Source organism: Cognatundibacterium luofuense, assembly GCF_018139685.1.
Lineage (GTDB): Bacteria > Pseudomonadota > Gammaproteobacteria > Burkholderiales > Burkholderiaceae_D > Undibacterium > Undibacterium luofuense.
In genome coordinates this window covers 1-14,891 of record NZ_JAGSPN010000008.1, presented here as the reverse complement: position 1 = coordinate 14,891, position 14,891 = coordinate 1, and the positions used below count along the sequence as shown (strand labels likewise).

The window sequence follows — 14,891 nt, the reverse complement described above, 5'->3', positions numbered from 1 at the left end:
GACAGAACGATCCTGAGGGGGGAGCACATGAGTAATCAACAAGCAGCATCCGGCAATCCTATACGCTGGGTGCCGACACTGTATCTGGCCGAAGGCTTACCGTTTTACGCGGTAGCATTGGTGGCAGGCCTGATGTACAAAAGTATGGGCATCAGCAATGACCAGATCGCGCGCTGGACCGGCCTGATCGGCATGGCATGGGTATTCAAGTGCCTGTGGAGCCCGTTTCTGGAAGCGGCACCGAGCAAGAAAAAGCTGGTCATCATCTTTCAGGCAATCGGTGGTATTACGCTGGGTCTGGTCGCCTTGTCGCTGCAAATGTCGTCTTACTTTGCGATCAGTATTGCGCTGTTCGCGGTAGTGGCAATCGCTTCCGGCACGCATGATATTGCCGCTGATGGTTTATACATTTCCACACTGGAAGCCAAACAACAGGCAGCCTATGCGGGCTGGCAAGGCGCTTTTTTCAATGCCGCCAAATTCATTTCGCTGGGCGGACTGGTGATTCTGGCCGGTCATCTGGAAAAACAAATGAGTCCGAATCTGGCCTGGGGTGTGATTTTCGCGCTGCTGGCAGCCATGCTGCTGGCCTTATCGGCCTACCACGTATGGGCCTTGCCGGATACCCGCAGCGACGTGCAGGCAGGCTCCACCGCTGAAATTCTGCAAACTCTGCAGGATGTGATTATCGATTTTTTGCGCAAACCGGGCATTTGGCTGGCGATACTGTTCATCATTCTGTTCCGTGCCGGTGAAGCGCAAATTCAGACCATAGGCCCGTTGTTCCTGCGTGAACTGAAAGAGCAAGGCGGACTGGGTCTGAGTACCGATCAGGTCGGCATCGTCTACGGTACCGCCGGTACGCTGACCTTTCTGGCAGGCAGTATCCTCGGTGGCTATTTCACTTCGTGGCTGGGTCTGAAAAAAGCCATGCCATGGCTGATTATTGCGATGAACGTACCGAATCTGGTGTTCTTTTATCTGAGCACGCAAATGCCGGACAGCATGCTGGCAATCGGCACTGCACTGAGTCTGGAAATGTTCGGTTACGGCTTTGGTTTCGTCGGCCTGATCCTGTTCATCATGCAGGTTGTGGCACCGGGTAAATACCAGACCGCGCATTACGCACTTGGTACCGGCGTCATGCAGCTGGGTTTTGTGCTGTTTAAAACCGTCAGCGGCGATATCCAGATCGCGCTCGGCTATCAGCACTTTTTCCTGTTTGTATTGCTGTGCGGCCTGCCTTCGCTGATTCTGACCCGCTTCCTGCCATTACCGGACAACGGCAAACGCAGCGAAACTGCCAGCATCGCCACACAGGTACAACCCGAATAAAGCAAGTTCAGAACTCAGGGCGCGGCTGGCGCCCTGAGTGGCAAACGCAGTGTGAACTGCGTTCCCGAACCAGCCTCACTCTTCACTTCCAGTTGTCCGCCCAGCGTTTTCGTCACGATATTGTGGACAATATTCAGTCCCAGCCCGGTACCGCCACGTCCCATTTTGGTCGTGAAAAACGGATCAAAAATCCGCGATAAATGTTCTTCAGGAATCCCCACACCGTCATCGCAGAACACCAGCGTGACCGTATGTTCATCGCTGCAGGCAGCACTCAGACGCATCAAACCATCGCTGCGCTGATCAAATGCATGTGCCAGCGCATTGGTAATCAGATTCGTCACAACTTGCTCCAGCGGTCCCGGAAAACTGTCCATCTGTATGCCATCAGGAATTTCTAAACTCAGCCTGAATGTGGTTTTACGCAGCATAGGACTCAGCACCGATACCATATCTTCAACCACTTCTTTTAAGTCAAAGCGACGGCGCTGTCCGGTCGTCTGATCCACGGCAACGTGTTTAAAATTCGTAATCAGCTCACTGGCGCGGCGTAAGGAACGCAGCAGAATATCATTACCGTCACGGGCAGCCGCCAGATAATCCTGCAAAGCAGATTTTTTCAGCTGATTGTTTTCGATGGCACGCGCCAGTTCTCCTGAACGGTCAAACATAGTGCTGGCAACCGTCAGGCTGTTACCGATAGGCGTGTTCAGTTCATGCGCGACCACCGCGACCATATTGCCGAGTGCAGTCATTTTCTCGGAGCGCACCAGTTCATCCTGGGCAAAACGTAATTGCGCCATCGCATCTGCCAGTTCCTGATTGGCCTTCTGCAAAGCAGCAGTACGCTCGGTGACACGCTGTTCGAGCTCATTATTCAGCGTCTCCAGCGCACGTTCCGCTTCCAGTTGCGGCGTAATATCGCGGCCGATGCCGAGGAATCCTTTCACCGTACCGCTCTCATCACGCATGGCAGTCACTGCCAGCGATACCGTTTTCTTGCTACCGTCGCAGCGGATATAAGTCCAGTTCCGGATTTCAGATCCCTGCTCCATCGCCAGCGCAGTAAATAAACTGATGCCTTCCAGCTCACTGCCGTAACGTGCGCGCAATTCCTGCTGACGTTCACGCATCTCACCTTTGTCATGAAACAGCGATGGCGATTGCTTACCGACAACATCCGATGCGCTGTAGCCCAGTAATTTTTCCGCGCCACGGTTAAACATTGTGATCAAGCCTTCAGGATCGGTCGCAATAATCGACACTTCGGATGCGGCATCCAGCACTGCCTGTAAATCTCGGCGCGCTTTTTCAATTCTGGCTTCCACCTGCAAACGCTCAGTGATGTCTTTACACAGCGCCACGATATGCGGCGCGCCGTCGATATTCAGCATCTTGGCGGATAACAGCACCACCACCAGACGTCCATCACGGGTACGCATACTGGTTTGATAATCTGCCAGACTGCCGTAATTCATCAACCGGCTGATCCAGATTTCGCGGTGTGCCTGATTCGCCCAGATCCCCAGCTCTACCGTGGTACGCCCGACCGCATATTCAGCCTCATAGCCGGTCAGTTGAGCAAACCCGCCATTTGCTTTCAGAATACGGCCGTCACTGACCCGGCTCAGCGATAAGTAATCCGGCACGGCATCAAAGACTGCCTGCAAACGTGCTGCGGCTTCGCGTTGTTGTTGTTCACTGTGGCGCAGCGCAGCCATTTCACTGGCCAGCTCTTCCCCCATACGATTCAGTGCTTTTGCCACCACACTCAGTTCATCCTCACCGGAAACCGGCAAACGTACATCAAACTGACCGGCAGAAATGGCGGTTGCTGCCTGTTCCAGCGTTTTCAGGTGGCGGGTCAGCCAGGTGCCGAGTGCGGCAAGACAAATCAGGGATAACAGCACTTCCATCCCGGCGATTACCAATGATTCCGTCAGTAGGTCTGCCCGTGCACGGTCCAGAAATCCTGTGCTCATGCCAAAGAACAGGGTGCCGTAGGCCTGCCCTGCCAGCACAATATCCACCTGACTGTCCAGCCTGTGCGCATCGCTCTCCAGACGCATAGCTTCGCGTTTTTGCGGCACCTCACCCTGCCATCCGTCTGCAGCCACCAATTGCCCCTGACGGTCATACAGCAGGAAATATGTAATACCTTCGTGGCTGCGGCTCTGACGAAACACTTCCGTCACCGAAGCAAAATCCTGTTGCACCAGTGAAGGTCCGAGCGATGCGTTCAGCAAAACGGAGACTTCGCGCAAACGCAGTCCGGCCAGTTGCTGCAAATGCGCTTCATTCAGACGTAAGCTGTTGGTGACCAGAAAACTCAGCATCACGACTTCCACCAACAGGCTTCCTAATACCAGCTTCCAGCGTAAAGACAATTTCATTGCATCCCCAGATAGTGCAGTGTATCGGCCAGATACACGTCCAGCGTTTTCAGGATTTTTTCATCCGCCAGCTCAACGCCACCAAACCGGCTACGCTGCAAAAATAGCAAGCCGTTAGCCTGATCGCCCAGCGTCATCATCGCCTGCTGTATCTTTTGCCTGTCACCGGGGCTGATGCGCGGCGAAGCGGATAAATGGATATTCGGTAAAGGATCGGTTTGCAAAATACTGCGGAAGTCGCTGCGTTGAGATGCAGGCATCTGGTCGATTGCGAAATGCGCTGTCATGGCAGCATCGGCTTCCCCGTGCGCGACCGACAGTAAGGCACTGTTCATATTGGCGCTCATGCGCAACTGCACATCGGATTCCGGAATATTGCTTTTGCGAAGCATACGGAACATTTCCAGATTGACCAGAATTGTCCGGTCAGTCAGCGCAATACGTTTGCCTTTCAGCTGGCTGATGTGCTGCACACCGGACTGCCCGGCAACATAAATCATGCCATACAGGCTATCGCGGAACCGCGTCAGCGGAATACTGGCGCTGCGTCGTTGCACCAGTCGTGTGAAATGGGCGGAAGAAAGCAGTAAGTCGTACTCATCATTCAGGCAGCGGCGGACATAGGTTGGTACGTCCGTGGCGGTGTACATGACAACGGGACGTCCCAGTGCTTTTTGTAAATGATCACGAACAGGCGCAAACAGATTCAGCAGAACCGACGGCGACAGATAAGGGATGACGCCAATCACAAGCGGGCGCGCGGTTTCCGCAAACGCAAGGCCGGACAAAACGCCAGTACTCAGTGCCAGCCAGCGTCGCCGGGATAGTGACAAAGACATTGTGCATTCCTGATACTAAAAGTAAGGAATACCTTAACATGCCATTTCTGTCACGCATACGGCACAGCGCAAACCTGCCGGTGATTTTCAGTGCGGCTGTGACAAAGACGCGACTGCCGCAGCCTGACCTATGCGTACACCATCTGCACCGAACACCAGTGCATTTGCCGGATCAAAGTACAGGCCGACTTGTTGTCCGGTTTGCCACTCGCGACATTCCGGATCGCGAATAACGATATCTTCGTCATGCCAGCTCGTTTTCACATAAATCAGGCTGCAATCGCCCAACTGCTCAACCACACTGACTTGCGCTGTGAACATGGCCTCAGGTGCATCTGCATGCGAACTGAAACGCATGTGCTCAGGCCTGACCGCGACAACGAGCTGATCACCGGGCTGACCGTTAAATGCAATCTGGCTGTGAAGTAAAAATTGCCCGCCAATCCGCAGTACAGGCCCGGTTGAACTCATATACTGCGCAGGAAAACAATTAATCGCCGGCGTACCGAGAAAGCGCGCTACGAACAGAGTTGCAGGAGTACGGTACAACTGAGCCGGTGTTCCCAGCTGTTCAATACGTCCCTGATTCAGCACCACAATACGCTGCCCCAGCGTCATCGCTTCAACCTGATCATGAGTCACGTAAATCATTGTGGCACCCAGTTGTTTATGCAAACGTGCCAGCTCTACCCGCATTTGTCCGCGCAGGGCAGCATCCAGATTCGATAACGGCTCATCAAACAAAAACACTGCAGGTTCACGTACTATCGCACGTCCGATCGCCACCCGCTGACGCTGTCCGCCTGAAAGTGCTTTTGGCAACCGGTCCAGTAAATGCGTAATTTGCAATGTCGCTGCTGCAGCCTGCACTTTTTCCCGGATCTGCGCAGCATGGATACCAGCCATTTTCAGGCTGAAGGCCATATTGTCATAGACAGACATATGCGGATACAGCGCATAGCTCTGAAAAACCATCGCCAGCTGACGCTTTGCCGGCGGCAAATGATTGGCAAGCTGACTATCAATCCGCAACTCGCCGGATGAAATTGTATCCAGACCGGCAATCATTCTGAGCAGCGTGGATTTGCCACAGCCGGAGGGGCCGAGCAAAACAAGTAACTCGCCATTCTCAATACGCAAATTGACATCATTCAATACAACATTTCCGTCAAAAACTTTACGTACTTGTGTCAACTCCAGCGCTGCCATCATGTTCTCCGGTAGCGGTGATCAGTGCGAGGCCGAACCGGATGGCAATTGCACAGGCAACACACCGGCGGCATCAATTTCACCAGCCAGCCATGCACGCGCAGCGTCAACCGCCGGCGGTGCAAAGCCATACGTCACCAGAGCAGGCGCATCAATATCCAGCATCTGGAACGGATTCCACAGCACCAGATGTAAATTAGGCTTCCATTCGCGACGGACTTTTTCGCTGTAGCGAATACGAATAGTTGAAGCCAGAATCACAGCACGGCCATCCTGCGGTAACGAAGCCCAGTCAAACTGTTCTGCATCACTGAAAGTCGTCATCTCAACGTCGTACAGTGTTTCCAGCATTGCTTTGACTTTTGCAGCCGGAATACCGGCTTCTGACACACCATCACTAACCACATCCGCACTGACGACTAAACGAACGCGGCTGCCGGTTGCAGGAGCCTGTGGCTGGCCAAACGCTGTCAAACCCTTTTTCCAAGCTTGCGACATCAGAATACGGTCAGCAATTTCAGTCTGATATACCTCGTCCTGACAAGGGAAGCGTTCGCACAGGGATTTCACGCGCTGCAATCTGGTATTCAGTTCTGCACGACTGATCTTGCCGGACAGAATAAATTCCGTCAGTGCATTCAGGGCTTCAATCTGGGTTTCGCGGGTACCCAGCGCCATCACCAGATCTGCACCTGCGGCCAGCGCGCGCACTGCAGCTTGCCCGACACCGTAACGTCCGGCAATTGCATGCATATCCATACCATCGGTAATCACAACGCCCTGATATCCCCATTCTTCGCGCAACAAGCCAGTCAGAATACGGTGCGACATAGTGGCTGGATGTTCAGCATCGAGCGCCGGATAAACGATGTGTGCAGTCATGATCGCCGGCGCCTGCTGACCAACCGCAATACGGAATGGTTCCAGTTCCAGTGCTCGCAACGCTTCCAGCGACTTATCAACTGTCGGCAAATCGCGGTGTGAATCTACGTGCGTGTCACCATGTCCCGGAAAATGTTTCACACAACAGGCGACACCTTCCGCCAGACTACCCTGCATCCATGCCAGCGCCAGCGCTGCCGCTTTGGCAGGTTCAGAGCCAAATGAGCGCTCAGAAATCACCGGGTTATAAACATTATTATTCAGATCCAGTACCGGTGCGAAATTCCAGTTAAAACCCAGTGCCCGTACCGAACGTGCAACCGCTGCACCAACCTGACGGCACAATTCCGGATCTGCGCTCGCACCCAGCGACATCGCCGCCGGTGGTTGCGGCACCCATAACGAACGCACTACGGCGCCGCCTTCCTGATCGAGCGCGATCAGGCTGTCTGTACCCATGGTCTGACGCAGGTCACGTGTGAATTGCTTCAGCTGGTGTTCATCCTGCATATTGCCGCGGAACAGGCAAATAGCGCGGATATGGTTGTCACGCATAAACGCTGCATTATCGGCGTCCAGTGTCAGCCCCGGCATACGGATCATAACCAGTTGTCCGGCGATGCGACGCGCTTCCTGTTCATCTGCGATGATATCTGCCTGCTCATTGTGTGCTGTCATTTCACTGCTCCATCCATACCGCGCATAAAAAAGCGCTGAGTCCATAAAAACGCAACCATGACCGGTGCGACGGTTAATATCGTTCCTGCTGCAATCACGCGTGTACTACTGCCATAAGTGCCGCGCAAATAGAGCACTCCGGCGGATACCGGAAAATCGTCAGGCTTAGCCATCACCAGCGATGGCCATAAGTAATCGTTCCATGTTTCCACAGCAGTCAGAATGCCAACCGTGGCCAGCCACGGCGCAATCATTGGCAGCATAATCCGGAACAAAATGGTGATTTCACCCGCGCCATCGATACGGGCAGCATCCAGTAGATCCTGTGGGATTTCATCAAATGCCTGCTTCAGCATCAGTATCGAAATTGCCGTCACCAGATTGGGTAACACCACGCCGAACCAGCTGTCGACCAGCCCCAACTGCGTAATACTCAAGAAATTCATCAGAAAATTGACTTCGCCGGGCAGTATCATCGTGACCATAATGATGGCCAGCACAGTGCGTCTTCCGCGAAACTGCATACGCGATAACGGATAGGCAGCCGCTGCACACAGTAATAACTTTCCGGCGACCGTCATCAGCGTCAGGCAAACGGAATTCCATAAAAAGCGCCCAACCGGAATGACACGGAACACTTCCTCAAAATGCGCCAGTGTCCAGCTCTGCGGCCACCATACTGGCGGAAAACTGAATACATTACCGCTGGCGGAAAATGCGACGACAGCAGTCCACCAGAACGGGAAAATACACAATACTGCGATCATCACCAGCAACAGATAACTGAAGCAGGTTTGCAGGGTACGACGCCAGTTCATCGTCGTCCTCCGGGACGAATCGCCCACAATCCGCAAAGCGCAATTGCCATACAGATCAGCGAAACAATAAAACTGGCCGCCAGCCCGCGCGGAATTCTCAAATGTTTAAGGCCCTGATCGTAGGCGTAATAAAGCGCGGTAAAGGTCGAATTCATCGGCCCGCCCTGCGTCAGCACATCAACCTCCTGATATGCTTTCAGTGCAGCCAGAACTGACATCACGGTGCACATAGCGATCACAGGATACAGTGCAGGCACAGTGATATACCGGAAGCGCGCCCAGCGCCCTGCTCCGTCGAGTTCTGCGGCTTCATACAAATCTGCCGGTACTGCCTGTAAAGCGGCAAGATACATCACCACATACCAGCCAAGACCACGCCAGAAACAAACAAACATCACTGCTGCTAATGCAAGCTGATCATCAGATAACCAGCCCAGCGGTGCATGAATCAGTTTTAATTGCAACAAAACATAGTTCAGCGTTCCCTGCTCGTGGAACATAAAGCCCCACAAAATGCCAACCACAGAAACCGTTGTTACCACAGGCAGATAAAACACCGTTCTGAACCAGTGTATGCCGCGTAACGGTTGATTAACGAGCACAGCCAGCGACAAAGCAGCGATCTGAGTAAAGGGAACGACTAACAGAAACAGGAATGAATTACGTAACCCGGTCAGGAACAACGGGTTATTCAGCAAAGCACGATAATTGTCCAACCCGACAAACTGCGGCGTATGCAATAAACGGTAATCGGTAAGACTGAACCAGGCACCTGCCAGTACCGGCCAGAATGCAAATGCAGCGAAAATAATCAATGCCGGCGATAAAAAAAGCCAAGGTGTCAGTAACTGCCAGCGAAAGCTGCGGAGCATTAACGGCCTCCTTTTTGCGTCGCCAGTTTTTTGTTCCAGATCCGCGCCGCTTCTTCCAGAGATGAGCGCACAGGCTTACGCCCGGTCACCGCTGCCTCTGTTGCCTGAACCAGAATTCGCCGCAACTCGTCGTAATCCTCAATTCCCGAAACATACAGGCTGCGCGCATTCTGCATCGAACGTGCTGCTTCAATCACTGCTTGCTGTGCAGGATCGCTGCTGTTGCCTGCCGCTCTGATCAGGGTTTGACGCAGTCCGCTGCGCGTTGTTGGCATGACACCTGCCAGTGCAGCAAAATCCAGCTGTCTGGCACTACCGGTCAAATAGCGTGCAAACTCTGCGATTGCCGGCATCTGCCCGGACTGATTCCCTTTCGGAACCGCGAAATGAAACATCCAGCCACCGTCATTAATTCCGGTCGGTCCGGCTGGCATTGCAAAAATACCGGTTTGCGCGTAAATGTCCGGCGCATCGGTCTGTACACGCCGTATCGCCGAAGGCGCGCTGACCATCATTGCCAGCCTGCCGCCAAGATAAGCATCTATCACGGCCGGAAAATTATCTTCTGCAAACAGTTTATCTTTCAGCAAACCACCTGCGGCATAAACCGTTTTTAACTGTTCTACCAGTCGCACATGCGCGTCTGAATCAAATGCAGCACGCTGACCTTTGAGCACAGGCAATCCCTGCTGCAGAAAAAAACCGTCAATTTTTCCGAGTGCGGGTGCGTACGCGGGTTTTCCTGTACGTTCGGCAATCCGGATTGCCATCTGAAAAACCTGATTCAGATCTGCCGGCGCACGGTTCAACCCCGCCTGTTGCAATAAGGTTTTATTGTAAGCAATAACGTTAACATTACTGTAGTGCGGAAAACCGTACAGACGACCGTTAAAACGCAAATCATCGAGCGCGCCTTCGGTGTAGTCAGCCTGTTGCCCTGCAGCCGCAAGCCACTGATCAACAGGTTCCAGCATGCCATCACGTGCCAGCGCCTCAGCCCATGGCACAGATAAATTGACAAGTGCGGGTGGCTTACCGGCAGCAATCGCAGTCACAAGTTTTAACTGCAGAATATCCCAGGGATAATCTGTCCAGATTATTTTTGTGCCTGGATGCAGACTTTCATAATCGCGTATTAACTGCTGAAAATAAGGTATAAATTTCGGTTTCAGACTCATCGTCCAGAACTCAATCCGGACCGGTTTTTGCTGACTGGCTTTTGCCTGCGTGAACGTTAACACGCTCAGACAAAAAAGAAGCAATACCGTAAATGAGCGAAGAAGATGGGAAACGGGATAAGAAACTGGCAAGCCGGAACCGCACCGGTAAACAGTTTCCGCCTCGCCGGAGATGCGACGAAACACACCCGATGCCATTTTGTAGAAAACGGTTTTCATCTTCAAGTCTGATCAGCGAGTGTGTCTCAGTTTTCTGACATCAGTTGGTTTTTGTCACTTTACTCAAGTGACGCGGCTGATCCGGATTCAGTCCGCGTGCCACCGACAGTTTGGCTGCCATCACGTAGAAAGACTGAATCGCTGTCAGCGGATCGAGATCCGGCACAGAAGCGGTGGCGATTGTCAGATCACGTTCAGCCACATCTGCCGGCGCTGCGAGCAGCACACGGGCGCCGCGGCCGCGCATTTCTTCCGCCAGTTTAATCAGGCCTTGCTGCGCCGGACCACGTGTCGCGTACACCAGCAATGGATAACCTTCGTGAATCAGTGCCATCGGGCCATGCTTGATCTCTGCGCCACTGAATGCTTCCGCCTGAATGGTGGAAGTTTCTTTAAATTTCAGTGCAGATTCCAGCGCAGTGGTAAATCCTGTGCCACGTCCAACCACCATAATACGTTCAGCCGGTGCAAATACTTCAATTGCTTTATCCCAGTCCTGCTGCGTTGCTACCTGCAGATCATCCGGTAAACGCTGCAATGCATCCAGCAATGCAGCATCGTTTTGCCAGTGTGCGACCAGTCGCGCAGCAGCCGACAGCGATGTGATATAGCTTTTCGTCGCTGCAACACTGAGCTCCGGTCCTGCATGCAAAGGCATAGTCCATTGCGCTGCTTCCGCCAGCGGTGATGCTGCATCATTGACCAGTGCAACGGTGGTTGCACCGTTTGCGCTGAAATAGCGCAATGGCTCGACAACATCCGGGCTTTGTCCGGATTGGGAAATTGCCACCGCCAGCGTGTTCTGTACCTGCAGCGGCGCCTGATTCAGGGTCACCAGCGACATCGGCAGCGACGCGGTCAGACAACCGGTTCTGGCCATCATCAGATAGGCCAGATAAGCTGCTGCGTGGTCTGAACTGCCACGTGCAACCGTTACCGCTGAGCGCGGCGGATTAGCACGTAACAATGCGCCCAGTTCGGCGAAACGTTCCTGATCCTGCGTCAGCTGAAACGCGACGCGTTCCGATGCAGCACAGGCTTCTTTAAGCATTTGCGAGGTCAATCTTCTCTCCTTCTACATACACAGCAATCAGGTTAAGTGCTTCATCCAGCACCACCAGGTCGGCGAACGCTTCCGCCTGCAGGCGTCCACGTTCTGATAAACCGAGATAGTCCGCGGCGTATGTAGACACCCGGTGTGATGCTTCTTCGAGACTGAGACCAATGCTGACCAGATTACGCAGTGCCTGATCCATCGTCAGAGTACTGCCAGCCAGCGTGCCATCTTCAAGACGCACACCACCGAGACATTTGTGGACAACCTGACGACCCAGCATATACTGCCCGTCCGGCATACCGGATGCGGAGGTCGAATCTGTCACACAATACAAATGCGGAATAGACCGCAACGCTGCTTTGATCGCACCAGGATGTACATGGAGCAGATCCGGAATAATTTCTGAATATTCGGCATGTGCCAGCGCAGCACCAACCATGCCGGGAGCGCGATGATCAAAACGTGACATCGCGTTAAATAAATGAGTGAATCCTTTTGCACCGCGATCTAAAGCTTGTACACCTTCGTCGTAAGTGCCAAGCGTATGACCGATCTGCACACGCATGCCGGCATCGACCAGCTGACTGATCAGTTCCATATGACCCGGCATTTCCGGTGCGATTGTGATCAGCCGAATCGGTGCTAAGGCATTCAGTGCCAGCACCTGTTTAATATCGCCCTGCCCCGCAAAATCAGGCTGTGCGCCCAGCTTACCGGGATTGATATACGGACCTTCGAGATGCACACCAAGCACACGTGCAGCACCTTGCGGCCTTTGGTGAATCACGTCTGCCATGGCATTCAGTGCAGCTTCGATATCGCCAAGCGGCGCTGTCATAGTGGTTGCCAGCATACTGGTCGTGCCATGCAGCGCATGACGGCGCGCAATCACACTGACTGCATCACCTGCTTCCATCGTATCCTTGCCACCGGCACCATGCACGTGCAGGTCAATAAATCCCGGCAAAATATACGTTTTACCGGAAGTCGCCGCGTCACCGGCCCTGACGTTTTCGATACGATCAGTGAACGTAATCTCTCCGTCAACCCAGCCTTGTGGCGTCAGGATACTGCCCTGCAGGTGCTGCATCTTACTCATCTGAACAACTCCGCCACAAAGTCATAATAGTCGCTGCGGCAGTATGAATGCGACAGCTCGATTGCCGTACCGTTAGGCAAATAGCCTACACGGGTAATAAACAGCATTGCAGCGCCCTGCTTGATGTCGGCCAGACGCGCCTGTTCTGCGGTCGCGTTCACAGCGCGGATATGCTGCAGCGCGCGGGTCGGCGCTACGTTGTGCGCTTCGAGATAACCGTACAGGCTGTCTGTCACCAGTTTCGGATTCGGCATATACATCGCCGGAATCGTTGTACTTTCAATCGCCATCACCACATTATCAGCAGTACGCAAACGCTTTAAGCGCGATACCACGGTATTCGGCGATAAGCCCAGAGATAAAATTTCTTCCGGCGATGCGATACCGGTTTCACGCGAAATCCAGCGGGAACCGGGTACAAAGCCGCGCTGACGCAGTTCTTCACTGAAATTTGTTAACCTGGATAATGGCTGCTCCAGTTTCGGCGTAATGTAGGTACCCGAACCATGACGACGCGTCAGCAATCCGCGTTCACACAGCATATCTATCGCTTTACGTGCAGTAACGCGCGAAATGTTCAGAGATTCCGACAGCATGCGTTCAGAAGGCAGTGCTTCATCGGGCTGCCAGAGACCACTGTGAATTGCATTTGCCAGTTTGTTGGCTAACTGCAGGTACAGCGGCGTAGAGCTCTCGCTGTCCGGCTTGAAATCGTTCAATTGTTCCAGCATCTGTTCCTCCCAAAACTTGTTATTGTAGTTTCCGGATTTGTCTTTTCACCAGCAACATCGCACCGGTCGCAGAATCAGCCTGCGGCTCTTTCAGTGTCTGCTGCAGAGCTTGCGGAATATATGGTTTCAGCACAGGTGCCAGACCACCACATAATGCAATGCTCAATTGTTCTTTTGCGGTCAGTGCCGCCGCCATTTGTGCTATATCCAGTCCTGCTGTCTGCAACAGCTGACGTGCAACTTCACTGTGCTCTGCCATCCGGATAACGGTAGGCGCCAGGCTCGCATACTTTGTCTGATTGGCTGTTCCCATCCAGGTGAACAAGGCATCACGACTGTTACCCGTTTGTTGTTCCAGCGCATCGGCCAGCGCTTCCGCAGGCTGACGGCCATCCAGTACGCGCTGCAGATAATTCACAGCCTGCCAGCCCAGCCACGCTCCACTGGCTTCATCACCGATAGGAAAACCCCAGCCACCCACTTCGAGACGCGATCCGTCGCTGTATAAAGCTTCGCCGACACTGCCGGTACCAAGGGCAATAATGGCACCTGCTTCACCTGCATGCGCGCCGAGCAATGTGGTGTATGCATCACTCTCTACAATCAGCAAACCAAAGCCCGGATTGAGTTGCAAAAATTCTTCACGCCATGCTGTGACCGTCACACCTGCCAGTCCGAGACCGATACCGATCTGCTGTAAAGGCGGCATCGCGATCCCTGCAATCTCAAACGCCTGAGTCAGCGCCGTCATCACGGACTGCCAGGACTCCGCACGCCCCAGTGCCAGACCACCTGGCCCGCCGGCACCACGCGCCAGCTCTTGCCCATCCGGTGTACTCAACACCACTCGCGTTCCAGTTCCGCCGCCATCCACACCGGCCAGATACAGCAAGCCGGACGCAGCAGAATTCAGATTTATCAACGGGGTTTGTGCAGATTGGTCTCGGTTATACATGGTGTTTTCAGGTGTCCGGTAGCGAACATTCAGCCACGCGGCAAATCAGCGCTACTGAGGTTTTCTGTTAAAATCATCTGTCTCACTGTAAGAGCTTTTTATAGTGGTTGTCAATAGGTATTTAAGTGGTATCTACATGATTTTTACCGCTGCGTTAATACCTCTTGGTGCCAACACCACAAAACACCCGATGCTGTTTGGGTTTTTCGCGACATTACCTCAACCACTAGATGTTCATCCTGCATTACAGCGTCGCTTAATCCTCACTGGACTGCTTACGCTCCATCGCTTTTTTCAGCGTAAAAACTGCTCATTACCCACCATACCGATCTTGGTTACACCCAGACGCTGTGCCGAGGCCATCACCGCAGCAACCGATTTGTACTCCACGACCGCATTCGGGCGCAGATGCACTTCCGGCTGATTCGGCTGCGCTGCTACTTCACTCAGCTTCGCTTCCAGTTCACCACGGGTCGGTACTGCTGCTCCGTTCCACAATACCGTGCCGTCAAAGTCCACGTCGATGTTAATCACGACTGGTTCTGTGGTCGGCGGGCTCGATGGTCCGGTCGGCAGATTCAGGTTGATCGAGTGGTTCTGAATCGGGATCGTAATGATGAACATGA

Annotated in this window: 13 protein-coding genes; 1 reads left to right on the top strand and 12 read right to left on the bottom strand. The window is 53.4% G+C overall.

Annotated elements, in window-relative coordinates; all coding sequences use genetic code 11:
• The first annotated feature begins 27 nt into the window (after positions 1-27).
• Positions 28-1,335: an MFS transporter gene (locus tag KDM89_RS11550; protein ID WP_212688094.1), complete on the top strand. Its 1,308-nt coding sequence runs from the start codon at positions 28-30 to the stop codon at positions 1,333-1,335.
• Positions 1,336-1,349: 14 nt separating this feature from the next.
• On the opposite strand, the gene KDM89_RS11545 is transcribed toward KDM89_RS11550, so the two are convergent.
• The 12 genes from KDM89_RS11545 to KDM89_RS11490 all read right to left on the bottom strand — a co-directional run.
• Positions 1,350-3,728: a PAS domain S-box protein gene (locus KDM89_RS11545; protein WP_212688093.1), complete on the bottom strand. Its 2,379-nt coding sequence runs from the start codon at positions 3,726-3,728 to the stop codon at positions 1,350-1,352.
• Positions 3,725-4,567, bottom strand: a complete 843-nt coding sequence (locus KDM89_RS11540) for a phosphate/phosphite/phosphonate ABC transporter substrate-binding protein (protein ID WP_212688092.1) — start codon at positions 4,565-4,567, stop codon at positions 3,725-3,727. Before KDM89_RS11540 ends, KDM89_RS11545 begins: the two co-directional genes overlap by 4 nt.
• A gap of 87 nt (positions 4,568-4,654) precedes the next feature.
• Positions 4,655-5,779 carry an ABC transporter ATP-binding protein gene (locus KDM89_RS11535; protein WP_230427827.1) on the bottom strand — a complete coding sequence of 375 codons (1,125 nt, stop codon included), beginning with the start codon at positions 5,777-5,779 and terminating at the stop codon, positions 4,655-4,657.
• Between the two features lie 18 nt (positions 5,780-5,797).
• Positions 5,798-7,336: a beta-N-acetylhexosaminidase gene (gene nagZ / locus KDM89_RS11530; protein ID WP_230427826.1), complete on the bottom strand. Its 1,539-nt coding sequence runs from the start codon at positions 7,334-7,336 to the stop codon at positions 5,798-5,800.
• Positions 7,333-8,154, bottom strand: coding sequence for a carbohydrate ABC transporter permease (locus tag KDM89_RS11525; RefSeq protein ID WP_212688091.1), 822 nt, complete (start codon positions 8,152-8,154; stop codon positions 7,333-7,335). Before KDM89_RS11525 ends, nagZ begins: the two co-directional genes overlap by 4 nt.
• Entirely contained in the window at positions 8,151-9,026 is an 876-nt protein-coding gene (locus tag KDM89_RS11520; protein WP_212688090.1) for a carbohydrate ABC transporter permease, read from the bottom strand. Before KDM89_RS11520 ends, KDM89_RS11525 begins: the two co-directional genes overlap by 4 nt.
• On the bottom strand, positions 9,026-10,423 hold the full coding sequence (locus KDM89_RS11515; protein ID WP_230427825.1) for an ABC transporter substrate-binding protein: 1,398 nt from the start codon (positions 10,421-10,423) through the stop codon (positions 9,026-9,028). Before KDM89_RS11515 ends, KDM89_RS11520 begins: the two co-directional genes overlap by 1 nt.
• A gap of 40 nt (positions 10,424-10,463) precedes the next feature.
• Positions 10,464-11,486 carry an SIS domain-containing protein gene (locus tag KDM89_RS11510; RefSeq protein ID WP_230427824.1) on the bottom strand — a complete coding sequence of 341 codons (1,023 nt, stop codon included), beginning with the start codon at positions 11,484-11,486 and terminating at the stop codon, positions 10,464-10,466.
• A complete protein-coding gene (gene nagA / locus KDM89_RS11505) occupies positions 11,467-12,579 on the bottom strand; it encodes an N-acetylglucosamine-6-phosphate deacetylase (RefSeq protein ID WP_212688089.1) in 1,113 nt (370 codons plus the stop codon). Before nagA ends, KDM89_RS11510 begins: the two co-directional genes overlap by 20 nt.
• Positions 12,576-13,310 carry a GntR family transcriptional regulator gene (locus KDM89_RS11500; protein WP_212688088.1) on the bottom strand — a complete coding sequence of 245 codons (735 nt, stop codon included), beginning with the start codon at positions 13,308-13,310 and terminating at the stop codon, positions 12,576-12,578. Before KDM89_RS11500 ends, nagA begins: the two co-directional genes overlap by 4 nt.
• A gap of 19 nt (positions 13,311-13,329) precedes the next feature.
• Positions 13,330-14,265 (bottom strand): glucosamine kinase nucleotide-binding domain-containing protein, encoded by a 936-nt coding sequence (locus tag KDM89_RS11495; protein WP_212688087.1) that lies wholly within the window; start codon positions 14,263-14,265, stop codon positions 13,330-13,332.
• A gap of 294 nt (positions 14,266-14,559) precedes the next feature.
• Positions 14,560-14,891: ExbD/TolR family protein (locus tag KDM89_RS11490; RefSeq protein ID WP_212688086.1), on the bottom strand; the 332-nt coding region annotated here is incomplete at its 5' end.